This is a genomic window from Bacillus sp. FDAARGOS_1420 (assembly GCF_019344915.1).
Lineage (GTDB): Bacteria > Bacillota > Bacilli > Bacillales > Bacillaceae_G > Bacillus_A > Bacillus_A mycoides.
The window spans coordinates 1,011,924-1,036,915 of the sequence record NZ_JAHWJB010000002.1 but is presented as its reverse complement, the minus strand read 5'-3'; the positions used below and the strand labels follow the sequence as shown (position 1 = coordinate 1,036,915).

Annotated in this window: 23 protein-coding genes, 1 pseudogene and 2 other annotated features; of the genes and pseudogenes, 6 read left to right on the top strand and 18 right to left on the bottom strand. The window is 36.5% G+C overall.

Annotated elements, in window-relative coordinates; all coding sequences use genetic code 11:
• Positions 1–57: 57 nt before the first annotated feature.
• The 4 genes from I6L50_RS15675 to I6L50_RS15660 form a co-directional block, all read right to left on the bottom strand.
• Positions 58–1,383: a bifunctional S-methyl-5'-thioadenosine deaminase/S-adenosylhomocysteine deaminase gene (locus I6L50_RS15675; protein WP_219301996.1), complete on the bottom strand. Its 1,326-nt coding sequence runs from the start codon at positions 1,381–1,383 to the stop codon at positions 58–60.
• A 53-nt stretch (positions 1,384–1,436) separates the two neighbouring features.
• Entirely contained in the window at positions 1,437–1,796 is a 360-nt protein-coding gene (locus I6L50_RS15670; RefSeq protein WP_219301995.1) for a YunG family protein, read from the bottom strand.
• Positions 1,797–1,917: 121 nt separating this feature from the next.
• The gene (locus I6L50_RS15665; RefSeq protein WP_219301994.1) at positions 1,918–2,523 is read right to left on the bottom strand and encodes a pentapeptide repeat-containing protein; all 606 of its coding nucleotides are present in this window, start codon (positions 2,521–2,523) and stop codon (positions 1,918–1,920) included.
• A gap of 56 nt (positions 2,524–2,579) precedes the next feature.
• On the bottom strand, positions 2,580–3,503 hold the full coding sequence (locus I6L50_RS15660; RefSeq protein WP_088039190.1) for an alpha/beta fold hydrolase: 924 nt from the start codon (positions 3,501–3,503) through the stop codon (positions 2,580–2,582).
• A gap of 209 nt (positions 3,504–3,712) precedes the next feature.
• Here I6L50_RS15660 and I6L50_RS15655 point away from each other — a divergent pair, with 209 nt between their 5' ends.
• Positions 3,713–4,474, top strand: coding sequence for a DODA-type extradiol aromatic ring-opening family dioxygenase (locus I6L50_RS15655; RefSeq protein WP_088039189.1), 762 nt, complete (start codon positions 3,713–3,715; stop codon positions 4,472–4,474).
• 53 nt (positions 4,475–4,527) lie between these two features.
• On the opposite strand, the gene I6L50_RS15650 is transcribed toward I6L50_RS15655, so the two are convergent.
• The 3 genes from I6L50_RS15650 to I6L50_RS15640 form a co-directional block, all read right to left on the bottom strand.
• The gene (locus tag I6L50_RS15650) at positions 4,528–5,742 is read right to left on the bottom strand and encodes a multidrug efflux MFS transporter (protein WP_088039188.1); all 1,215 of its coding nucleotides are present in this window, start codon (positions 5,740–5,742) and stop codon (positions 4,528–4,530) included.
• A gap of 167 nt (positions 5,743–5,909) precedes the next feature.
• A complete protein-coding gene (locus I6L50_RS15645) occupies positions 5,910–6,761 on the bottom strand; it encodes a GNAT family N-acetyltransferase (protein WP_219301993.1) in 852 nt (283 codons plus the stop codon).
• 18 nt (positions 6,762–6,779) lie between these two features.
• Positions 6,780–7,496 carry a DUF554 domain-containing protein gene (locus I6L50_RS15640; protein ID WP_219301992.1) on the bottom strand — a complete coding sequence of 239 codons (717 nt, stop codon included), beginning with the start codon at positions 7,494–7,496 and terminating at the stop codon, positions 6,780–6,782.
• 213 nt (positions 7,497–7,709) lie between these two features.
• Between I6L50_RS15640 and I6L50_RS15635 the strand changes: the two genes are divergently transcribed.
• Positions 7,710–8,813 (top strand): CapA family protein, encoded by a 1,104-nt coding sequence (locus tag I6L50_RS15635; RefSeq protein ID WP_050000213.1) that lies wholly within the window; start codon positions 7,710–7,712, stop codon positions 8,811–8,813.
• A gap of 52 nt (positions 8,814–8,865) precedes the next feature.
• Positions 8,866–9,092 (top strand): annotated as a pseudogene (locus tag I6L50_RS15630) (hypothetical protein).
• Between the two features lie 99 nt (positions 9,093–9,191).
• On the opposite strand, the gene ilvA reads toward I6L50_RS15630, so the two are convergent.
• From ilvA to ilvE, 6 genes are read right to left on the bottom strand one after another with little or no spacing between them, the layout of a single operon-like run.
• A complete protein-coding gene (ilvA, locus tag I6L50_RS15625) occupies positions 9,192–10,454 on the bottom strand; it encodes a threonine ammonia-lyase IlvA (protein ID WP_219301991.1) in 1,263 nt (420 codons plus the stop codon).
• Between the two features lie 32 nt (positions 10,455–10,486).
• Entirely contained in the window at positions 10,487–12,160 is a 1,674-nt protein-coding gene (gene ilvD / locus I6L50_RS15620) for a dihydroxy-acid dehydratase (protein ID WP_113938111.1), read from the bottom strand.
• 46 nt (positions 12,161–12,206) lie between these two features.
• Entirely contained in the window at positions 12,207–13,214 is a 1,008-nt protein-coding gene (gene ilvC / locus I6L50_RS15615) for a ketol-acid reductoisomerase (RefSeq protein WP_002086292.1), read from the bottom strand.
• A 14-nt stretch (positions 13,215–13,228) separates the two neighbouring features.
• On the bottom strand, positions 13,229–13,459 hold the full coding sequence (locus I6L50_RS15610) for an ACT domain-containing protein (protein WP_002126787.1): 231 nt from the start codon (positions 13,457–13,459) through the stop codon (positions 13,229–13,231).
• Positions 13,456–15,171: an acetolactate synthase large subunit gene (gene ilvB, locus I6L50_RS15605; protein WP_219301990.1), complete on the bottom strand. Its 1,716-nt coding sequence runs from the start codon at positions 15,169–15,171 to the stop codon at positions 13,456–13,458. The genes I6L50_RS15610 and ilvB overlap by 4 nt, the downstream gene beginning before the upstream one ends.
• Before the next feature lie 22 nt (positions 15,172–15,193).
• Positions 15,194–16,093 carry a branched-chain-amino-acid transaminase gene (ilvE, locus tag I6L50_RS15600; protein ID WP_219301989.1) on the bottom strand — a complete coding sequence of 300 codons (900 nt, stop codon included), beginning with the start codon at positions 16,091–16,093 and terminating at the stop codon, positions 15,194–15,196.
• 151 nt (positions 16,094–16,244) lie between these two features.
• Positions 16,245–16,483: a binding site (T-box leader), on the bottom strand.
• 570 nt (positions 16,484–17,053) lie between these two features.
• Here ilvE and I6L50_RS15595 point away from each other — a divergent pair.
• Together I6L50_RS15595 and msrA are read left to right on the top strand one after the other, a co-directional pair.
• Positions 17,054–17,812 carry an SDR family oxidoreductase gene (locus I6L50_RS15595; RefSeq protein WP_219301988.1) on the top strand — a complete coding sequence of 253 codons (759 nt, stop codon included), beginning with the start codon at positions 17,054–17,056 and terminating at the stop codon, positions 17,810–17,812.
• A 90-nt stretch (positions 17,813–17,902) separates the two neighbouring features.
• Positions 17,903–18,439, top strand: coding sequence for a peptide-methionine (S)-S-oxide reductase MsrA (gene msrA / locus I6L50_RS15590; protein ID WP_214934032.1), 537 nt, complete (start codon positions 17,903–17,905; stop codon positions 18,437–18,439).
• 114 nt (positions 18,440–18,553) lie between these two features.
• Here msrA and I6L50_RS15585 read toward each other — a convergent pair whose 3' ends face one another.
• The 5 genes from I6L50_RS15585 to I6L50_RS34860 form a co-directional block, all read right to left on the bottom strand.
• Complete coding sequence (locus tag I6L50_RS15585) at positions 18,554–19,465, bottom strand: RCC1 domain-containing protein (protein WP_219301987.1); 912 nt, start codon at positions 19,463–19,465, stop codon at positions 18,554–18,556.
• A gap of 165 nt (positions 19,466–19,630) precedes the next feature.
• Positions 19,631–20,272, bottom strand: coding sequence for a FusB/FusC family EF-G-binding protein (locus I6L50_RS15580; protein WP_219301986.1), 642 nt, complete (start codon positions 20,270–20,272; stop codon positions 19,631–19,633).
• Between the two features lie 136 nt (positions 20,273–20,408).
• On the bottom strand, positions 20,409–20,672 hold the full coding sequence (locus tag I6L50_RS15575) for a CD3324 family protein (protein WP_000878314.1): 264 nt from the start codon (positions 20,670–20,672) through the stop codon (positions 20,409–20,411).
• Positions 20,673–20,984: 312 nt separating this feature from the next.
• A complete protein-coding gene (locus tag I6L50_RS15570) occupies positions 20,985–22,328 on the bottom strand; it encodes a sodium-dependent transporter (RefSeq protein WP_219301985.1) in 1,344 nt (447 codons plus the stop codon).
• On the bottom strand, positions 22,325–22,459 hold the full coding sequence (locus I6L50_RS34860) for a hypothetical protein (protein WP_257475392.1): 135 nt from the start codon (positions 22,457–22,459) through the stop codon (positions 22,325–22,327). The genes I6L50_RS15570 and I6L50_RS34860 overlap by 4 nt, the downstream gene beginning before the upstream one ends.
• A gap of 269 nt (positions 22,460–22,728) precedes the next feature.
• Positions 22,729–22,951: a binding site (T-box leader), on the bottom strand.
• 374 nt (positions 22,952–23,325) lie between these two features.
• Here I6L50_RS34860 and I6L50_RS15565 point away from each other — a divergent pair.
• Positions 23,326–24,960, top strand: coding sequence for a putative polysaccharide biosynthesis protein (locus tag I6L50_RS15565; protein WP_113938103.1), 1,635 nt, complete (start codon positions 23,326–23,328; stop codon positions 24,958–24,960).
• Positions 24,961–24,992 lie beyond the last annotated feature (32 nt).

Sequence of the window (24,992 nt, the reverse complement as noted above, 5' to 3'; positions counted from 1 at the left end):
AAGAAAAAAAGCTATCCTTTTAAAAAAGGACAGCTTTTTCAACTGACATATAAATACCTATCTTTGTAAACCTCGTTTATAACGACTTGCTTCAAATATAATACGCTCTTCATCTAATGTTTTACATTCACCATTCCAAACGACACGTTTACCATTAATAATTACATCGCTTATATCTTTTCCACTAGCTGCATACACAAGATGTGATAACACTTCATCTGCCGGTTGTAAATGCGGCTTATTAGATGGGTCAATCGTAATAAAATCAGCACACTTTCCAACCTCAAGTGAGCCCGTTTGTTTCATCCCGATTACTTCAGCAGCTCCTTTAGTCGCAAGTGTAAGAGCTGTTTCAACTGGTAACGCTGTTGCATCTTGATGAATACCTTTTTGTAATAAAGTCGCTATGCGCATTTCTTCAAACATATCTAAATTGTTGTTAGACGCCACACTATCTGTTGCAATTCCTACTTTTATTCCTGCTTCTAGCATCGCTTTTACATTCGCTATACCAGAACCTAGTTTTAAATTACTATTTGGGTTATGAGCTACTCGAACATCATGTTCTGCTAAAAATGCACGCTCATTTTCATTTAATACTACACCGTGCGCAATAACTGTTGGGCGTTTAAACAATCCGCAACTTGCTGCATATTCTACTGGACGCTTCCCATACTGTGCTTCAATATCACGTACTTCACGCTCTGTTTCAGAAAGATGAATATGAACCATCGTTTGATTTTCTACTGCAATACGAGCACACTCTTCTAACAGTTCTGTGGAACATGTATATGGACTATGCGGTGCAACCATCGTAGTTAACATACCACTTTCGTTATAGTAACGCTTCACATATTTCTCAGCTTCTTCAATTGCTTTCTTTTCATCGTCTTTCGTTCCGAAGCTAAATAAAGTTCTTGAAACAGCAGCACGCATTCCACTCCTTGATATCGTTTCCATAATTGCATCTTGGTCTACTCCAATAGGATTAAACATATCAGAGAATGATGTTGTACCACTTTTCACCATTTCAAGTAATCCTAATTCCGTGCTAGCGACCGCAAGCTCTGGCGTAAACTGACTTTCAAGTGGCCAAATTCTCGTCTCAAGCCATGGCTGCAATAACATATCATCTCCGATACCTCTCAAAAGGCTCATAACAACGTGTGTATGTGTATTGACAAGCCCTGGTAAAACCCACTTTCCTTTCATGTCAATTACTTCATCTACTTCAAAATCGTTAGCGAATTCTCCACTATTTATATCTATAATTTGATCATTTTCTACAATGATATATCCATTTTCTATCACTTCATTTTGTTCATTCATCGTTGCAATTGTAGCGTTTACATAAGTTGTTTTCAAAAGTATTTCCCCTTTCAACTCTATGAAGTTCCCTTTAATAAGTTACCACCATTATAGTAACTTATTAAAGATTAAGAGTCAAAAGATAATTTTAATTCTTTCGTTGTCTTTTCCTTCAAAATGCTATATTGTTTTTCATTTGTATCTGCAAATGCTTCTTCACGGCTCGACTTCATGTCCATATAGTTTAATGTTTCATGAAATTGAGTCCTAGTAAAATCATACCTTTTTCCATCTACTATATTGTAAAAATGCCATACTTCACCTATCTTCGTCTTTATTATCTCTCCCCCGCACAATTCTTGGACAATAAGGGCCGTTACACCACATTGTCCCTTTGCTGGGCTTTCGCTCGTCCACTTAGAACTCGTTTCTATTGACCAAGATTTTCTTAATGCTTCATATAGTTGTTTAATCTTTATGCTATCCATATTCAGCATCTCCTGACATTAGCAGTTTTACACATCATATGTAAAAGCGGTAAAAGGCAATTTTTCAAAATCATTACTATTTGTAACACCGTTCAATATATTGAACGGTGTTACAAATGATTTAATTCACCTTTGCTCCATAACATCTCGCAACTGCAACCGCCTGCGCTATATCTAATTTCACGTTTTTTAAATCAAAAGCTTTAAAATCAACTCTATCAACTACAGCTCCTCTTAAATCCGCACCACTAAGTTTCACCTTACCTAATTGTGCGCCCGTTAAATCCGCTTCACGCAAATCTGCTTTTTCTAAATTACATTCATATAGGTCAGCTTCCATTAAACGTATACCCTTTAACATTTGTTTACTTAAGTTCGCAAACCTTAAATTCGTATATGACCAATCGCCTGATATAATTGTTATTCCGTCTAAATTCGCCTCTTCGAAATCCGAACCAGTCATTTTACATTCTTCAAACTTAGATACAAATAAATTCGCACCAAAAAACCTACAATTAGCAAATGTAGTTCCTTGATGGATAGAAGCATTAAAAAGAGTACCAGTAAAATCGCATTCTATGAAATTACAATTTTTAGTAAAAACTTCTGATGCATCTATCCCTCTAAAACGGCATTTTATGAAGGTACAATTTTTCAATTCCTCGTCTTTTATCCAGACATCCTGAAAATCTATTTCTACATATTCTTTATTTACAAATTCGCTCATAATCAATCCTCCAATTTTTCAAAAAACCTCACTTCAGCATGAAGTGAGGTTTCTTCTTATACAATATGCTCATCTAACCATGAAATCAAATCTTGAAATACATCTTCTCTATTCACTTCATGGAACATTTCATGTCTACCATTTTCATATAAACGAAGTGTTACATCTTTCACACCACATTTTTTATAGTTTTCGTATACTTCTTTTACACCTTTCCCCATATCCCCAACAGGATCACGATCACCAGAGAATATATGTATTGGAAGATTTTTTGGTGTCTTCTTATATTCTTCTATTTTATTTACTTCTAGAACTCCATGAAACAATTCTCGGTAAAAACTAGTCGTACAAATGAATCCACATAACGGATCCGCAATATATTTATCAACTTGATTAATATCTGAAGATAACCAATCAAATTTCGTACGATTTGGCTTAAAGTGCGAGTTGAAGTTTCCGAAAGATAAGAAGTTCAGCATCGGACTTTTCGTTTTCTTTCCGCGAAGTTTCATCTCAATTGTCGCTACTTTATGACCGATACTTCCTAAAAGCCCTGGACTTCCACCAGTTCCTGAAATAAGGAATCCATCATATAATTCACCTTTAAATTGTACAGCACGTCTTGATAAAAAAGAACCCATACTATGTCCAAGTAAAAATAACGGGCATGTCTGCTCTTCTTTTATCATTTCCGAAACAAAGATAACATCAGAAACAGCCTGATTCCAACCTACATTTGGTTCAAAATGACCATAGTCTTCTTCCCTTTTCACTGTTTTTCCATGCCCTTTATGATCATGAGCATAAACACCATATCCTGCTTCTAATAAAGCATCAATAAATTCTGTATAAACACCTGCATGTTCTGTCATACCATGTGCAATTTGAACAATTCCCCGCGGATTTGCTTCTGGTAACCATTTACGCAAGTAAATTTCTGATTTATCCAATGCCGTAACGAAATTTTCCTGTATGCTCATTCCGACAGCCTCCAAATCTATTATGTATATCTTTTTTTATAATGAATAAACATTCATTATTCTTATTATGTATTATATGCAATTGCTTTCATTATGACAAATGATCTATTTTTCCGCTTACATATTAAACTATTCTCTTGACGAATTTAAATTAAAATTATATAGTTACTTACATAAAGTAATTAATATATTTTTAGGAGGTTTTAATCATGATGCCCTCACTATTTTTAGCACATGGATCACCTATGCTTGCTATTCAAGATACAGACTATACACGCTTTTTAAAGACACTTGGAGAAACATATAAACCGAAAGCTATTGTTATTTTTACCGCTCACTGGGAAAGTGAAGTATTAACGATCTCCTCTTCAGATAACGAATATGAAACAATTTATGATTTTGGAGGTTTTCCTCCTGAGTTATACGAAATCAAATATCGTGCGAAAGGCTCTTCTAGCATTGCGTCTATGCTAGAAACAAAATTTAAAAACAAAGGCATTCTAGTCCATCATAATATGACGAGAGGTTTAGATCATGGTTCATGGACACTCCTGCATCGTATGTACCCAGAAGCCAATATTCCTGTCGTACAAATATCAGTCAATCCATTCCTTCCTGCAAAAGAACAATTTGAAATTGGAGAAGCACTAAAAGGACTTGGACAAGAAGATATTTTAGTAATCGGGAGCGGTGTTACCGTTCATAACTTACGAGCTTTGAAATGGAATCAAACTACACCTGAACAATGGGCAATTGAATTTGATGATTGGATTATTAAACATATGCAGACTACTGATAAAGATGCATTATTTAATTGGGAGAAAAATGCCCCTCATGCACAATTAGCAGTACCAAGAGCAGAGCATTTTGTTCCTTTATTTGTCGCTATGGGAAGTGGCGATAATAACGGTGAAGTCATTCACCGCAGTTACGAGCTTGGTACATTAAGCTATCTTTGTCTTCAATTTTAAAGAAAAGGATGAAGCAATCGTTGCTTCATCCTTTTTCTTTTTCATTCACTTAGTTAACTAACTTCCAAATGTCGTTTCTCTGATACCTCTTCGTTCTTATTGTGAAAATAAACCCAAATGCACGCAATAAATAATAGTGATGAAGTAGAAAAGAAAACATATTGGAAGCCCGCATGTGCTGCAATTTGTCCACCAAGTACTGGTCCAATCATATTTCCTAAAAACTGAAACGATTGATTATACCCAAATATTCTTCCCGTTACATGGGTTGGTGTATGTTGTTTTAGTAGAGTTTGTACCGAAGGTAATAGTCCTGCTTGTGCAATACCTAATAAAAAGCGAAGAATTAATAGTTGCCAAGCTGAGGTTACAAATGCTTGCGGAATAAAAATAATTCCTGCCGCAAACAACGCCACAACTAACGTTTTTTGAGGTCCAATACGATCTGATAATCTACCTAACTTAGGAGCTGCCATAATAATAGCTAAACCTGTCGCAGACATGACTGCGCCTGCAATCATTTCAATATGAGCTGTTCCTGGGCCTTCTAAATTCTTTACATACAATGTAATAATAGGTTGAATTGACATGTTCGCAAGTTGAATAATAAATGTTGTTACAAATAAACTAATAATTAAATGCTTTGCTGGAACCATCGTCCATACTTTTTTCGGTTGTACTTTTTTTGCTTGAGCGGAGTGATTCTCTTCATGTAGAAAGAAAAAAACGATGAGAAAAGAAAGGAATAAAAAAGCTCCTGTAACAAGAAAAACATGGCGCATTCCAATTAACTCAGACAAATATCCTCCAAGTAACGGGCCAAGTAAAGAACCGCTCACGCCCCCAGTTGAAATTGTGGAAATTGCCCAACCTGAATGCTCTTTCGGAGTTTCTGCTGCAATAAATGTCATCGCTGTAGAAAGGAAACCTGATACCGATCCCATTAAAAACCGAAGTGCGACTAATTGATACACATCTGTCACAAACCCCATAAGCGTCATAATTATCGCCATACCAAGGCTAGCACGTATAAGCATCAATTTCCGTCCATGTATATCACCAAGCTTGCCCCATATTGGTGATACGATCGCACCCATTAAAAATGTCACACCAAATGCAAGTCCCGACCACTGTGCAATACTAGCAGTGCCGGTCACCCCTAATTCCTCAATATAAAAAGATAAAAAAGGAATTACTAAACTCATACCGGCTGCAGTGGTAAAACAACCTAGCCAACAAATCATTAAATTTCGTTTCCAGTTGGCCATTTTCACACCTTCTTTCATTAGATACCCATTCTACACCCTTTCTTGTAAAAAGTTTAGTAATTTGCTTTATTTGTAAGATTTACTAAAAAACCCGCTATTTTCTAGTGAAAATCACTACATCTCTACATTATTTCCATAAAAAAACCAACTCCCATATATGGAGTTGGTTACTTATTCTCTAATGGTATTAAACGCGCATCACAATTTCGCTCATAAAACTCAATCGGGCCTGCTTGTCCAATAATTGCGTATTCATATCCTTCTTGCTTCATACTATGTAAACAACGATGTAACAATTCCTTACCTACACCTTTCACGCGATTTTGTTTCGCTGTGCCCATTGGACCAAACAATCCCTTCTTTCCTCTCACTACATCATAACAAGCGAAACCTACTATCACTTCTTCTTTTTCTGCTATATAAATAGGTGAATTTTCTTTATATGTACGAAATCCATACTCTATTGAATGTAACCAACGTTCACCAAATTCCTCATTAATAAAACTTGCTAATTTTTCAAAATCAGAAGGGTTAGCCTTTCTAACAGTACAAATTAAATGATTATAAGTAGGAACAAAACATTTTAGATCGACCGCTAAATCTCTTGGCTCAGCTATAATACGTAATATATCTTTTTTTATTTGTGCATTTCCAATAAACGTATCTACACGAAATAGTGCATATATAACATGCCCTTCATTTATTATTACTTGCTGGAAACATTCCATACGTTTCTTCGCTATTTGTAAAATTTCTAGCACCTTATAAGATACCTTATATTGTCCTATTTTTTTATACTCTTGATACGGTGAATCGTATTGTTTTCGTATTGAAAGTTTTTCTAAAAAATCCGTACCTAAGTTACGAAACAAATACATATACAACTCGCTACAAACTCCAGTGCCTTCTTTACTCATTCCGATAAACAGATGAGTTGGTTGGATAATATTATTTTCCGCCTCTTCTGCTGCAATCTTCAATATGTTATGAACACGTTTTGTATATTGAAATTCCTCCATATATATATCCATCCCCTACTACTTTACTATTAAACCGTAACCATAAATAAGTGAAACGATTATTCCAACTACCAATATACCTGGCAGTAAATTTGCCACCTTGATTTTAATAACACCCAGTAAGTTCAATCCAATAGCGGCTATCATAATACCACCTGTAGCTGTCATTTCCACTATAAATTGATTCATTAATTCTTTCGGGACCACACTATTAATTTGTGTTGCAAAAACCGCAATCCCTCCTTCATATAAAATAACTGGAATCGCCGAGAATACTACACCAATTCCTAAAGTTGTCGTTAATATAATAGAAATAAACCCATCGATAATCGCCTTTGTAAATAAAATATCATGATTTCCGCGAATCCCGCTGTCGAGTGCACCAAGTATGCCCATCGCACCAATTGCAAAAATTAAAGTAGCTGTTACAAACCCTTCTGATATGCTCCCTTTCCCTTTCGATCCAACTTTATTTTCTAGCCAATCCCCTAACAGTTTTAACCTTTCTTCTAATTGTAGCCATTCTCCGATGACGGTACCAATAACTAAACTTAAAATGACAACAAGAAAATTTTCACTTTTCAATGCCATTTGAAGTCCAAGCACAGTAACCGCTAAACCGATTGCATGCATAATTGTTCCCTTCATACTTTCTGGAATCCTACTAAATAATTTTCCTAGTAAAGTACCAAATATAATACAAATCCCATTTACAACTGCTCCTAATATAACCATTTCTCATTCTTCACCCTTCGAATTCTTTATTTCTATATTTTGGTTTATACATTGATTTACAGGTTACCTATATGTTAACGTAATATTGTGAATATTAACAAACGTTTTTCACTACATAACCCGCTATTTTTTTGTAACTATACAAAGACCGATTGCCTTTAGTAGATTCATTGTTAATCTAATTGCGGGATAAACTCAAAAGGGAAGGTATTTATGAAAACTTTACTAAAACGATTTCTGTTAATAGCCTTTTTCATTACACCAATTGTTTTATTAATCAACTACTCTTTTATTTCAAAAGCGAAAGACAAACCTGATATGCAAAACAAATCTAGTAAAACAGCTTCAAAAAGCGAAAAGAAAACCGAAGACCCTGAAATCACACTCACCTTCTCTGGTGATACAATGTTCGATTGGCAATTACGTCCCGTAATCGAAAAAAATGGGGCTGATTATCCATTCCAACACGTAAAAGAAGAAATAGCGAAAGCTGATATTTCTTTTGTTAATTTAGAGTCAGCATTTACAACGAGAGAAAAAAAAGTACCTGGGCAACAATTTTGGATTAAAAGTGATCCATCCACACTACAAGCCATTAAAAACACCGGATATGACATCGTGAACATTGGCAATAACCATACGCTTGATTATGGGCAAGATGGACTACTAGACACCATTTCTCACGTCGAAAAATTAAAACTACCTTACACTGGAGCCGGAAAAAATGCTGAAGATGCTTATACTGCTCGTGAACTAACTGTAAAAGGAAAAAAGTTTAAATTTCTTTCCTTTGTACGCTTTATGCCCAACTTTAATTGGGTAGCTGGTGACAATAAACCCGGCGTTGCAAACGGATATGACCTAGATCTTGTAACAAAAACGATTCAAGAGCAAAAGAAAGATGCTGATTATGTAATCGTCTATATGCATTGGGGCGTCGAAAAATCTAATCGTCCAATAGAATACCAGAAACAATATGTTCCGAAAATGGTAGAGGCGGGTGCTGATGCAATCGTTGGAAGTCACCCGCATTGGTTACAAGGATTTGAGTATTACAATAAAGTTCCTATCGCATACTCGTTAGGAAACTTTTTATTCCCGAATTATGTAAATGGAAAGAGTGCCGAAACAGGCGTATTAACTTTAACCTTTAAAGGTAAGGATGTCCAAATGTCATTCAATCCTTACATCATTCGCAACAACCAAGTTTCTCCTGTAAATGAAGAAGAAAAGAAAAAAGCACTGCAATATTTACAAACGGTTTCAACTGATGTAGAAATTGATGATACTGGGAAAATAATAAATAAACGCAACTAAACAGCACGAGATTCATTTCTCTATAACATACATTACGGGATAGGTGATGAATATGCTGAAAAACTTATTAGAAAATATAAGTCTGTTAGAAAACGTGTATAAAATATCTATAGCGATCCTGCTTTTATGTTCATTTTTTCTGTTAGACTTCTAAGAAAAATAAAGCGAGAGAGAAAACTTACTCCCTTTGAATTTACAATGTATGTAATCATTCGTATTGCAATACTTTTTTGGTTAACTAGCTTTATCCTTCTTGAATATGGAGCGTATTTCGTTTAACTTTCAAAGAATAAAAAAGATAGAACAAGCAGGACTTCCCTCCGCTTGTATCTACCTTTTTTATTTCAAGTAGAATTGTATGTTAACTCTTTTCTTTTATTAAATAAGTAAATCAAACAGCACAGGATTTTTATTAAGCTCCACGAATTGAATGTTATTTTCTTGAAAACGAGTAATTAAAGCTTCATAGTCTTCCTTATGCTTTAATTCTACCCCCACTAAAGCTGGACCATTTTCTTTATTATGTTTCTTAATATACTCAAAGCGAGTAATATCATCTTCCGGTCCTAATCCTTTATCAAGAAACTCTCGTAGTGCTCCTGAACGTTGCGGAAATTCAATGATGAAATAGTGCTTTAATCCTTCATGAATAAGGGATCGTTCTTTCATTTCTTGCATTCTATCAATATCATTATTTCCACCACTTAACGTGCATACAACTGTTTTTCCCTTTATTTCATCTCTGTATAGATCAAGTGCCGCAATAGAAAGCGCACCAGCTGGCTCTGCTACAATTGCATTTTTCTTATACAGTTCTAAAATCGTCGTACAAACCTTTCCCTCTGGTACTAAAACTATGTCATCAATTACATCTTTACATGTTTCAAAAGTTAACTTTCCTACCTTCTTAACAGCTGCACCATCAACAAAACTATCAATCTTTTCTAATGCAACATTTTCATTTTGAAGAAAAGCTTCTTTCATAGATGCAGCTCCCATCGGTTCTACACCGATTACCTTTGTAGTAGGACTAACCCCCTTTACATATGTACCAATACCAGATGCTAATCCACCACCGCCAATTGCTGTAAATATATAATCAACTGGTTTCTCCATATCATGCATAATTTCAACAGCGACTGTTCCTTGACCAGCAACGACATACGGATCATCAAACGGATGTACAAATGTCATCCTATTTTCCACACAATAGCGCTGCGCCTCTTGGAAAGAACTATCAAATGTATCACCAACTAATACAATGTCTGCGAAATCACCACCGAAAAATTCAACTTGTGATACTTTTTGCTTAGGTGTCGTTGTGGGCATGAAAATTTTTGACGGAATCTTCAATAAATTACACGTATAAGCAACTCCTTGTGCATGATTACCAGCACTTGCACAAACAACACCATTTTGTAACTTTTCTTTCGGTAAACTTTGAATTAAATTATACGCACCACGAATTTTGAAAGAACGAATAACTTGTAAATCTTCTCGCTTAACATATACGTCACATTCATATTTCTCAGATAAAACTGAATCTCGTTGTAACGGTGTTTTAATAACGATATCTTTCATGCAATTATGAGCCATTAAGATATCTTCAATTTTCACTCTCTCCTTTACATTTTGCATCATTTTATATCATCCTTATCTCTTTTTATATTGGCTCAATCAAAATTCGGGATTTTCAGAACTGCACCTGTATTCGCCGATGTTACCATTTGTGCATAACGTCCAAGCCACCCAGTTTTCACTTTTGGTTCTGGTCGTTTCCATCCTTTTTTACGCTTCTCTAATGCCTCATCACTAACTCTCACTTCTAACAAGCGTTCCTCAACATCAATACATACAATATCTCCTTGTTCAAGAAGTGCAATCGTTCCGCCAGCAGCTGCTTCTGGTGAAATATGCCCTACTGAAATACCACGTGAAGCACCAGAGAAGCGACCATCAGTTAAAAGTGCAACATCTGCTCCTAATCCCATACCAGCAATTGCTGATGTTGGTGCTAACATTTCCGGCATACCAGGTCCGCCTCTTGGCCCTTCATAACGAATAACAACTACATCTCCTTTCTTAACTTTTCCAAGCATAATACCGGCAAGCGCCTCATCTTGTGAATTAAAAATAACGCAAGGTCCTTCAAATCGTTTTACTTCGGTTGCTCCGCTTTTAATAACCGCTCCGTCTTTCGCAAGGTTTCCTTTTAATATACGTAATCCTCCTTCTTCACTATGAGGATTTTCTAGAGAATGAATAACTTCCTTATCTTGAATCTCTGCATGAGCAATGTTTTCTCTTAATGTTTGCCCAGTAGCAGTTATACGATCAAGGTGAAGTACCCCTTCTTTTCGGCTCATCTCTTTCAAAATTGCACTAATCCCGCCTGCGCGATCGATATCTTCCATATGCCAATTAGAAGCTGGACTTACTTTACATAAATGCGGTACACGCCTTGAAACTGCATCAATCCGGTTCATATCGTAATCTAATCCCGCCTCTTGTGCGAGTGCTAACGTGTGTAATACTGTATTCGTTGATCCACCCATCGCCATATCAAGTGCGAACGCATCATCAATTGCTTCTTCTGTTACAATGTCGCGTGGTTTAATATCTCTCTCGATTAAAATTTTTAATTTTTCTGCTGCTTGTTTAATTAACTCCTCACGTCTTGGATCAATTGCTAAAATACTCCCGTTACCAGGAAGAGCTAAACCTAACACTTCGCATAAACAGTTCATAGAGTTCGCTGTAAACATACCGGAACAAGAACCACAAGATGGACAGCCATGATCTTCAATATCCTTTAATTCTTCTTCTGAAATTTTCCCAGATTGGTAGGCTCCTACCCCTTCAAAAACAGAACTTAAATCGACAACTTCCCCTTTAGATGTTTTCCCCGCTGCCATCGGACCACCTGAAACGAAAACAGTTGGAATGTTTATTCGAAGTGCAGCCATCATCATACCTGGTGTAATTTTGTCACAGTTTGGAATACAAATCATTCCATCAAACCAGTGTGCATTTACAACTGTTTCTACTGAATCTGCAATGATTTCACGACTCGGAAGCGAATAACGCATACCGATATGACCCATCGCAATACCATCATCTACTCCAATTGTATTAAATTCAAATGGAACCATGCCTGCTGCACGTACTGCTTCTTTAACAAGTTTCCCAAACTCATTTAAGTGCTTATGACCTGGAATAATTTCAATAAAAGAATTACAAATTGCTATGAATGGTTTATCAAAATCTTCATCTTTTAAACCAGTTGCTTTTAATAAACTACGATGCGGAGCTTTATCAAAACCTTTTTTAATCATGTCACTTCTCATCTTGTCAAATCCCTTCTTACATATTTTTCACTTATACTCTATTAATCTATTTCTTTACTAATTCTTTCGGTGCATGAATCCAGCTCATCATTTCACGAAGCTCTGCTCCTACTTTTTCTAGCTGATGATTTTGTTCTGCTTTTTTCATCGCATTATACGTTGGACGCCCTGCTTGATTTTCTAAAATCCATTTCTTCGCAAATTCACCTTGCTGAATTTCTGTAAGAACACGTTTCATTTCCTTCTTCGTTTCATCTGTAACAATTCTCGATCCTGTTACATAATCTCCAAACTCTGCCGTATCTGAAATAGAATGACGCATATTCGTTAATCCGCCTTCGTACATTAAATCAACAATTAACTTTAATTCATGCAAACATTCAAAGTATGCAATTTCAGGACGATATCCACCTTCCGTTAACGTTTCAAAACCAGCTTTCACAAGTGCTGTTACTCCTCCGCAAAGTACTGCTTGCTCACCGAATAAGTCTGTCTCTGTTTCTTCTTGGAATGTCGTTTCAATTACACCTGCACGTGTACAACCTACACCTTTAGCATACGCTAGTGCTACACTTAATGCTGTTCCCGTTGCATCTTGATGCACTGCGACTAATGCTGGGACACCATTTCCTTCTTGGAATACACGGCGAACGAGATGACCTGGACTTTTCGGCGCGACCATCGCTACATCTACGTAACTTGGCGGATTAATTTGTCCGAAGTGAATATTAAAACCATGTGAGAAAAGTAACATTTGTCCTTCACGAAGATTCTCTTCTACTTCTGTTTTATATACATACGCTTGTTGTTCATCCGGCAATAACATTTGTACAACTTGTGCGGTTCGAACCGATTCTGAAACAGACATTACTTCAAATCCATCAGCTTTTGCTACTTCATATGACTTACCAGGGCGAACACCAACTACAACTTCCACACCAGAATCTCGTAAATTTTGTGCTTGTGCATGACCTTGAGATCCATATCCGACTACCGCAACTGTTTTCCCTTTTAATAGCTCTAAATTTGCATCTTTCTCATAATAAGTTTTCATATTCCATACACTCCTTATAATTTATTTACTTGCAGTACATTGATTAATTTTTTCAACTGACTGACAAGTAACGTTGCTTCATTTTCAGTACAAACTGCTGTTAGTTTCACTTCAGAAACACCACTTGTATCTCTTTCGTTTAAGCTTAAAGAAGAAATATAATAACCACGCCGAGCAAAAATTCCACTTATACGTAATAAGACGCTCGGATCGTTATGAATAACTAATGAAAAAGTATGACTCATTCTTCCCACCTCTTCATAATCATTTCGTTATTCCCTTTGTTTGGCGGAACCATCGGAAAGACGTTCTCACCTTCTTCTACACAAAAGTCAACTACGACAGGACCTTCATGAGAAAATGCTTCTAACATTACCTTTTTCGCCTCAAACGAATTTGTTGCTCTTAGCCCTTTTACACCATAAGCTTCTGCTACTTTCACAAAATCTGGTGACCCAATTCTCGATTCCGACAAACGGTTTTCATAAAACATTTCTTGCCATTGCCTTACCATTCCTAAAAATTTGTTGTTTATGATGAATACTTTGACAGGAATATTATTTTCAGCAATTGTTTGCAGCTCTTGAATGTTCATTTGGAAAGAAGCATCACCAGCAATACAGATGACAAGTTCTTCTTCTTTTGCAAGCTGAGCACCAATTGCTGCTGGAAAACCAAATCCCATCGTCCCTAATCCCCCTGATGTTAGGAAAGTCCGTGGTTTTCTCGCTTTATAAAAGTGAGCAGCCCACATTTGATGCTGTCCTACCTCTGTCGTGACAATCGCTTCACCATTCGTTAATTCACTTACTAAGTTGATAACATGCTGTGGTTTTAACTCAAATTCTTTTTGCTTATATGAAAGTGGATATTCTTCTTGCCATTTCTTCACTTTCTGAAGCCATTCATCTGTTTGTGAATAAATAGACATATGTAATAGCATATATAGCGCCTTTTTCACATCACCAACAATCGGATGCTCTACAGTTACATTTTTATGGAACTCAGAAGGATCAATATCAATATGTACTTTTTTCGAATGGGGAGAAAAAAGTTCTAATTTTCCTGTTACACGATCATCGAAACGAACACCTAACGCCAGTAATAAGTCACATTCTGTTACTGCCATATTTGCAGCGTACGTTCCATGCATACCGAGCATTCCTAAAAACAACGAATCTCCCGGCGGATATGCACCCAGTCCCATTAAAGTTGAAACGACTGGAATACGATTCTCCCTCGCAAACTTGATGAGTTCTTCAGATCCGCCTGAATGAATGACGCCTCCCCCGATATAAAGGAGTGGGCGTTTTGCTTTTGAAATTGATTTTGCTACCTCCCTCAGTTTCAAACTGTCTGACAAATGTTCTGGTTTATATCCTGGAATCTCCACTTCTTCATTAAAGAAACATGTTACATTTGCATTTTGAACATCTTTTGGAATATCGATTAATACCGGTCCCGGTCGCCCGCTTTTGGCGATGTAAAAAGCTTCTTGCACAGTTCGTGATAAATGATTTACATCACGAACTTGGTAATTATGCTTCGTAACAGGTACTGTAATTCCGACAACATCCGCTTCTTGAAATCCGTCTTTACCAATTAAAGGCGTTGCAACTTGCCCTGTAATGACAACTAAAGGAATCGAATCCATATAAGCATCTGCTAAACCCGTAACTAAATTCGTCGCCCCTGGGCCAGAGGTAGCAAAGACTACCCCAACCTTTCCAGAAGCTCTCGCATATCCTTCCGCTGCATGAATTGCAGCTTGTTCATGACGAGTTAACACGTGCTTTAAACCACTTTCGTATAACGCATCGTATATTGGTAAAATCGCTCCGCCTGGATAACCGAAAACGGTCGTTACACCTAATTTCTTCAAACATTGAATAACGTGTCCAGCACCTGTAGCTTCTTCACTCTGCAGTTCATCACATGCTGTATACTGTTCCTCCATTTTAATTAACTCCTCTCCCTATTTACGCTAAACTTTCCACTAATCCTGGAACATGTACTCCTCTTTCTCTCGTTAATTTTTTAAATTCTTCGGTTAATCTTTTTGTTACATCTCCTGGTTTTCCATCTCCAATTTCTCTTGAATCTACTTTCACTACAGGAATTAGTTCCGCTGCAGTTCCTGTTAAAAACACTTCATCTGCTACATATACGTCATGGCGAGTAAATGGCCTTTCCTCACACGGAATACTTAGACGCTCACATAACTCAATCACACTATTTCTCGTAATACCTTCTAGCGCCCCTAAGTACGAAGGAGGTGTTAACACTTTTCCATCTTTCACAATGAAAACATTATCTCCTGACCCTTCACAAACATATCCTTGTTGATTTAACATAAGAGCCTCTAGCACTCCCGCTTGTGCCGCTTCAATTTTTACAAGCACGTTATTTAAATAGTTCATTGACTTAATGCGTGGGTCTAATGCGTCTGGCGTATTACGTCTTGATGCAACAGACACAACGCTTAGTCCATTATCATAAAATTCCTGAGGGAATAACTTTAATTGTTCTGCAATGATAATTACGCTCGGCTTCACACAGCTTCTCGGATCGAGCCCTAAGTCACCTTTTCCTCTTGAAACAATTAATCGAATGTAGGCATCCGTGTATTCATTTTTTTGCAATGTTTGTACAACTGCTTTTTCCATTTCATCTACCGTCATTGGAATTGTAAGTAAAATAGATTTCGCCGATTCATATAATCGTTTCACATGTTCTTTTAAACAAAATACATTTCCTCCGTAACTACGAATCCCTTCAAATACACCGTCTCCGTATAAAAAACCGTGATCATATACTGAAACAACTGCCTTTTCTTTCTCTACAAATTCCCCATTCATATAAATGTACTGGTTTCCCATCTCACATCGCTCCTCTGTTTTATCTCTATTTTTGCAATCTATTTCTATATCGATTGCTGAGATGAGTATTTTTAACAGAATATTCAGTATACTAATCTTAAAAATATACTCGTCTCAACAATCGATTACTTACACACTTGTAGCAATCCATTGCTGAGACGAGAGACTCGTGGTACCACTCAGCTTCCTTACACTTCTCACGAAATATAAGCTCTGCAAGTCCAATTAGACTTTTGTTTTTCTATCGGAAACAACTCCGCTACTTTTTACTAACTTCAAAAGCAGTGCTCCGAGGTGATTTTCAATGATTCAATTGTTACCACCCTCACAGCCTTTGGGCGGCTCTCTGAAACAATCTTTATCATTTACTCTCCTCTTCCTCGCATTCTTTTATTCTATTTTTAAAATAAAAACTCTCGCCTCAGCAATCAACTACTACAAATTAGTAGCTTTGATTGCTGAGGCGAGAGTTTCGCGTTACCACTCAGCTTCCTTATACTTCTCACGAAATATAAGCTTCATAGGTCCAATCAGACCTCCGTCCTTTTACCGGAGACGATGCCGCCGCCCTCTACTCAGTTTCCCTTTCGCAAGCGATGCTCCGAGGTGATCTTCAATGATTCGATTGCTACTACTCTCGCAGCCTAGGAGTAGCTCTCTGAAACGACCATAATCATCTACTTTCCTCTTCTTTGCATATACAACATATAAAGTTAGAAAATTCTTAATTCACTTTTATTTGTTACACGTATTATAGGACGCGGTTCTTTTCATTGTCAACATGTTTTTAGAAAAAAATTAAAATTCATTCTATTCACTAGAAATCTATTTATTTTTTCTCAAAACAAAATCGGAATGAACCTCTTACACATACTCATATATTACTTAAGTATGTTCGCATTACTACATAAAGAAAAACAACTTAAAAACATATAAAATTTATGAGGAGATGAGAAAACTATGTTAAAAGGAAAAATAGCATTAGTTACAGGAGCAAGCCGAGGAATTGGACGTGCTATCGCAAAACGGTTAGCAAACGATGGTGCATTAGTTGCTGTTCATTATGGTAACCGAAAAGAAGATGCTGAAGAAACTGTTCATGAAATTCAATCAAATGGCGGATCAGCTTTTTCTATCGGTGCAAATCTTGAATCTTTACACGGTGTAGAAAACCTATATAATTCTTTAGATACTGAATTGCAAAAGCGAACTGGTGGAACGGAATTTGATATTTTAATAAACAACGCTGGAATTGGACCTGGTGCTTTTATTGAAGAAACGACTGAACAATTTTTTGATAGAATCGTTGCAGTAAATGCAAAAGCACCATTCTTCATCATCCAACAAGCTCTACCGCGTTTACGTGACAATAGCCGGATTGTTAATATCTCATCAGCCGCAACTCGCATTTCTTTACCTGATTTCGTTGCATATAGTATGACGAAAGGTGCAATTAACACAATGACTTTCACTCTAGCAAAACAACTTGGCACACGAGGTATTACTGTAAATGCAATACTTCCAGGCTTCATTAAAACAGATATGAATGTGGAACTCTTGAGTGATCCAATGATGAAACAGTACGCTACTAACATTTCAGCTTTCAATCGATTAGGTGAAGTAGAAGACATTGCCGACACTGCTGCATTTCTCGCTTCTCCTGATAGTCGCTGGGTTACTGGACAATTGATTGATGTGAGCGGAGGATCTTGTTTATAAAAAACATATATTTTCAAATCTTTTTTATTGCGCAATAAAACAATTTATATAATACTGTATAAAACATATATATTTAGGAGGGTTACAGCAATGTCTGAAAAAACATACGAACTCGCAACCTTCGCAGGCGGTTGTTTTTGGTGCATGGTAAAACCATTTGATGAACTTCCTGGTATTCATAAAATACTTTCCGGCTATGCAGGTGGTCATGTAGAAAACCCAACATACGAACAAGTAAAGACTGGAACATCTGGACATTTAGAAGTTGTACAAATTACATTCGATCCTTCTATTTTTCCTTATCAAAAATTACTAGATTTATATTGGCCACAAATTGATCCAACTGATGACGGCGGACAATTTTTTGACCGTGGTCCCTCTTACCGCACAGCAATTTTTTATCATAATGAAACACAAAAAGAGCTTGCAGAAAAATCGAAGCAAACTCTAGCAGAAAGCGGTATGTTTAAAGATCCTATTGTGACTGAAATTCGCTCAGCTGCACCTTTTTATGAAGCAGAGGAATATCACCAACATTTCTATAAAAAGAATCCAGAGAAATATGCTACCGAGCAAAAAGAATCTGGCCGTGAAGATTTCATAAAAGAAAATTGGCAAAAAAAATAATAAAAACGCATCGTGCTTTCTTTTCAAAGTGCGATGCGTTTTTATCTTTGAGTAAAATAATATTATCAGCGATTTATTAGAAATTAAACATTCCTATTCCCCATCAACAAATATTTAGATTGACAAAATGTTTGGATCGGGCAGTCGGATACCGTGCCAGCTGTCTACATCGCATTGGCCATATTCGTTATCACCCACCGCTACCACCGTGCCGTCTGATTTAAGACCGACTGTATGGGCACAACCCGCCGCTATCGCTACAATATCGCGCCAATCACTTACATCACATTGACCATGTTTATTATTACCCACAGCTGTCACCATGCCGTCTGATTTAAGACCGATTGTATGATTACTACCCACCGCTATCGCTACAATACCACGCCAGCCACTGACATCACATTGGCCATGTTTATTATTACCCACAGCCATCACCATGCCGTCCGATTTAAGACCAACTGTATGAAGATATCCTGCCGCTATCGCCACAATATCACGCCAGCCACTTACATTGCATTGGTCATATCGATTATTACCCACAGTCGTCACCGTTCCGTCCAATTTAAGACCGACTGTATGCCAGTCACCCACCGCGACCGCCACAATATCACGCCAGCTATTTATATTGCATTCACCTTCTTTATTTCGTCCCACTGCTACCACCGTGCCATCCGATTTAAGACCAATGGTACGACGCCACCCCGCCGCTATCGCTACAATATCGCGCCAATCGTTTACATCGCATTGGTCATGCTTATTCCACCCCACTGCTACCACAGTACTGTCAGCGGTAAGACCTATTGTATGAGCATTACCTGTGTTCGTCGCCATATGAACATTCCCCACCGCGACCGCTTCAATATCACGCCAGCCGCTTACATTGCATTCACCTTCTTTATTTCGCCCCACCGCTACCGCTGTGCCATCCGATTTAAGACCAACAGTATGACCACGCCCCGCCGCTATCGTATCTTTAGGCCATCGTTTCACCTTTAACACCTCATCTTTCGGTGAAATGTAATTCATGTTTTACCTCCTTGCATATAAGTAACTGTATCCAAATAGATGTTTTTATCAAATTTCATTATAAATGACCTGACTTTTTTTATAAATCTACAGCTACAAAAGAAGCCTATTATTACTTCTTCAAAAAATAAAAACCTCCAGTTTAAGTACTAGAGGTCTTCCATTTTATTTCTTTAATCTCTCGATAAAATCCTGTAATTTATCAAGCGATTTCATATTATGATTACAAGCTACACCATCTTTGCAAATATAGTTTCCCTTTCTAACGAAAGTTCCTGGTACATCACCTTTAATTTCAACTAAAAACATTCCTACTTCTTCATGCCCATGACATAATGAACAAATGCTTTTTTTATTTAAACTTTGAAATGTTCCTTGCAGACCAACAAACTTATTTTTATCATTTTTCGCTACAATAAATTTCCTACTTGATCCTTTGTCAATCCAGCTTAAATAAGATAATTCTTTCATGTCCAGTTCTTCCATATCAGGCAGTTTTAATTTTTTTGCTTTAGGGAATAGTTTTTTTAACGTTTGTGCTGTAACTTCCTGAAACGGAATGACATACGGATTTATTTTCATTAAAAACGATTCTGCATCTTCTCTATTTTGAACTATTAATACTGTATCAATTAACTCTTTCTGTTCATCCGTTAAATTCTCAAATACATGTATTATCTTTTCAATTGCAAGTGACTTTAACGCTTGAATTACTCCTCTATCATTTGCCGTCGCGTGTCCATTTGCTAAAATATAAGCTTGTGACTTTATAAAATTGTATTGATCACTTCTAATAAAAGCTTCCATCTTTATCACTCCATACAAATTGTTGAATTAGTTTTATTGTATACAATAATTATCTTTTACGGTATGTAAAAGACGATTTACAAAAGAACATTACATAACAAAACCGCCTCTAAGTTTCCAATTAGAGGCGGCTTCCTTATTTAGAATACACGATTTTCTTAATCGTTTCTCCAGACAGAAAATATTCTTCTGCTAATTGATGAATTGCAATTCCACTTTTAAAAGCGTCTTTAATTGCTTTATTTCTTTCATCCAGTTGTTTTCTTCCGCCAGATCGTGTACCCCATTTATAATGTTTTGTTTCTTGTTTTGGAATGTAAATTGTTTCACCTTGTATATACTTTTGAATTTCAGCAATTAAACTTTCTGGTAAAACGGCCTTAGCCTTTACGTATTTCATTTCTGCTCGCCCCTTATTTTTTATGGTTCATTTCAATAAGGTGCAAAGCCAAATATAAAAAATGATACGAGCTCATTTTGGCGATTGATTGTATATTACTTGTCTACCTCACGCAAAGTATCGCCATTTCCATACTTGGCTTTGCATGAGACGCTGCAGTGTCTGGCAATTGAATTGTAATCGCCATATCAATACCTCCTAATATACCTTTTGTATTTTATTATATGCTAATTTTTCTCGCCTTGCATCTTCATAATCTTTTTTAAAAAAAGCGCTAGTCTTTTCGTTAAAACGATAGACTAACGCTTTACATTAAATGATTCCTAATACATTTAGGAATACGATAACAATCGCAATTGGTGCAATATAGCGAAGTAAGAATAACCATAATACGAATAGTTTATAGCCTTTATTTTTACTTACACCAAGCTCTTTCATTAATACATCTTTCTTCATTTTCAACGGAACAAAGATGGAAACTAATAAAACACCAAGCGGCATTAGTATGTTACTAACCGCATAGTCTGCTAAATCAAAAATTGTTTTTCCAAATGGCTTCACATCGCTTAACAAACCGAATGATAATGCTGATGGAACCCCAACAACAAAGATTAACAACCCAACAATTAAAGCCATTTTTTCACGTTTCCCTTTGCTTTTACCTTTTGTTGTTAAGGACGCAACGCTAATTTCTAACATCGAAATTGCTGATGTAACAGTAGCAAAGAAGAATAGTAATAAGAAAACGATGAAGAATAATTTTCCGAACGCCATTTTACTGAAAATAGCTGGCAATACGATAAATAATAGTCCTGGTCCTTGAGATGGTTCCATTCCAAATGCGAACACAACTGGGAAAATTGCAAGCCCTGCAAGTAATGTAATAACAAGCGTTAAAGCTACGATAGAAAATGCTGAACGTGGTAAACTTTCTTCTTTCGGTAAGTATGAGCTATACGTTACCATAACGGCTACACCGACGGATAGCGAGAAGAACGATTGCCCCATTGCATATAAAATGATTTCTGATGTTACGTTTGAGAAATCAGGTTGTAAGAAGAATCGAATTCCTTCTCCAGCACCGTCTAACGTAAGTGCACGAACAATTAATACAAAGAATAAAACGAATAGTGCTGGCATGAAATATTTATTTACTTTTTCAACACCATTTTGTACACCTTTACTTACGATAAAAATAGTAATAAGGATGAATAATAGCTGTGATCCAACTGCTAAATACGGATTGGAAATGATTTCACCAAACGTAGCTTCGTATGCTCCATTTCCTTCCCATAATCTACCTGTAATTGCATTCCATAAGTATAATAAAATCCAACCCCCTACAACACTGTAGAAAGAAAGTAATATGAAACATGTTACAATCCCTAATTTACCTAACCACGGCCATAACGTTTTAGGAGCAATCTCTCTATACGCATCAACAGCCTCTTTTTGTGTACTTCTTCCAATAACGAATTCAGCTAATAATAGCGGTAAACCAATTAATAATGTGAAACCGATGAAAATAAGGAAGAATGCTCCGCCTCCTCCGATGCCGGCCATATACGGGAATTTCCAAATCGCCCCAAGACCAATTGCTGAACCTGCTGCAGCTAATACGAAACCTAATTTCGATGTCCATTGCTGTGAATTCATCTTTTTATCTCCTCTCTTTTTCTTTTTCTTTTTCTTTTTCTTTTTCTTTTTCTTTTTCTTTTTCTTTTTCTTTTTCTTTTTCTTTTTCTTTTTCTTTTTCTTTTTCTTTTTCTTTTTCTTTTTCTTTTCATTATAATTCGCTCTATGTTCATATTGTTCTATTACTAGCCCGTTCTAATCCAACCACTTCCTCTCAAATAAAAAACGCCCCTACGTAAATACGTAGGGACGACAAAAATATCGCGGTACCACCCTAGTTATGAAGATACAACAAAGTTAGGACCTAAATAAAAAACGTCCCTACGCAAATACGTAGGGACGATAAAATATCGCGGTACCACCCTAGTTATGAAGACACAACAAAGTTAAGACCTAAATAAAAAACGTCCCTACGTAAATACGTAGGGACGATAAATATCGCGGTACCACCCTAGTTGTGAAACAATCTTCACCACTTTATTTGATAACGGTATAAACTACCGTCTTTCATTTCCTCAAAACATGAGATTTATGAAAGATGCTCCAGGACGAACTTCATGAATAATCTATATACTGATTCACACCAAACATCAGCTCTCTGAAATAGGGAGATTTTCACTACTATACCCTTTCATTGCCCAAATATTATTTTCCGAATTGATTACTATCATTTTTATCATACATTAAAAATAGTGTCAACTTATATTTTGAAATTTTATGCATTACATTCTATTTAAAAATTCAAAATATGACTTTTGTATGAATAGTATTAGAACATTTATGGTTTATACTGTATTAACTTCTCTAGCAGGTTTATAGTAGTATACGATAAAGTGAAACTTTAATCAGTGGGGGTTTTGTTCATCCCTCACTGATTATTAGCCCTCACCAATCGGGCGTTTACGGGCAGTTGATCTCCCACCTAACTTCTTTGCTCCAGTCGCATTTTGAGGTGGGAGTCTTACTGCCCGCAAATAGCGGGATAAATGCAAGACAGCACGAGTAGGAGGAAAGAATTTTGTCTACTTCAAAAGTTTTAAAAGGTACCGCTTTATTAAGTGGTGCAACAATGATTTCACGAATTTTAGGTTTTATATACTTTTTCCCCTTTCAATTATTAGTTGGAACGCAAGGGGTCGCTTTATATGGATACGCATACTCTTGGTACGGTATTTTATTAAGCTTTTCAACAGCTGGTATTCCTATTGCCGTCTCAAAATTTGTTGCAAAACATAATGCGCTCGGTGATTATAGTACAAGCAAAAAATTATACAACTCTAGCGTAAAATTAATGTTGTTTATGGGCTTTTTAGGGTTTTTAACTTTATTTATTGGGGCACCGTACATATCACAATTTATTATTCGCTCAAAAACGCCAGATCCACAATTTATCGCTGACGTAACACTTACGATGCGAGCATTAAGTTTCGCACTTATTATCGTACCAGCTATGAGTGTTACACGTGGTTATTTCCAAGGTTTTCAACATATGAAACCAAGTGCTGTTTCTCAAGTCGTAGAACAAATCGCACGTGTCGTTTTCATTTTAGTTGGTAGTTTTATCGTTTCAAAACTATTAGGGGGTTCAGTCGCCTCTTCTGTTGCAGTTGCTACGTTTGGCGCTGTTATCGGAGCGCTTGCCAGCGTCTCTATTTTAATGATGTACTGGAAAAAATATAACGGATTAAAGCCTCCCGAAGGTGAATTAAAGTCAAGGGCATCCGATATTCCATTAAAAAATATTTATATAGAATTACTTCGATATGCAATCCCAATTGTATTTGTCGGTATTGCAATTCCGCTCTATACGTTAGTAGATCAATATACCGTAGCTGATGTCCTTAGAGCGATGGGAGAGCCTTTAGAAACCGCGAATGCAGTTTTCGCTTATATAACGAACTATGCACAAAAGTTAATTATGATTCCCGCTTCACTTGCAACTGGATTCTCATTAACAATTATTCCGGCTATAACGAAATCATTTACAAGCGGGAAACTAGAAGAATTACAAGAACAAATTTCAAAGATATTCCAAGTATTGTTATTCTTCACTATCCCAGCCGCATTCGGTCTAGCAAGTATCGCTTACGATGCATTCCGCATGGTTTATGTAAATCCTGAAATTGCACTTGGTGGATCACAATATTTAATTTCATTTGCACCTTCTGCTGTATTAAGTGCAATTTTCACAGTTTCAGCCGCTATATTACAAGGAATTGATTATCAAAGAAAAACAATGATCGCATTCTCAGCCGGTATTCTCGTTAAAATTGTGATGAACACACCGCTCTTACATTTATTCGGTGGACATGGTGCTGTACTTGGAACAATTCTTGGATATCTCGTTTCAAATATTATTATGTTGTACTGCATCGTTAAGTTTGCGAAATTTAAAATTGGCGAAACGGCAAAAACAGTATTTCTTATTACGATTTACTCCGCAGCAATGTCTGCTGTTGTAATTGCATTAAGAGCAATTATAAGCTGGATTATTCCTGGACAATCTTATGTAGAATCACTGATCATTGTGTTTATATGCGCCGCAGCAGGAGGACTTGTTTATCTTTTATTCGTATTAACGAGTGGACTTGCTTCGCATATTCTCGGTGATAGGATTCAACGATTACCTATACTAGGAAAGTTAGTAAAATAAAAAAACAAGAGATGTAACGCGTTGTTACATCT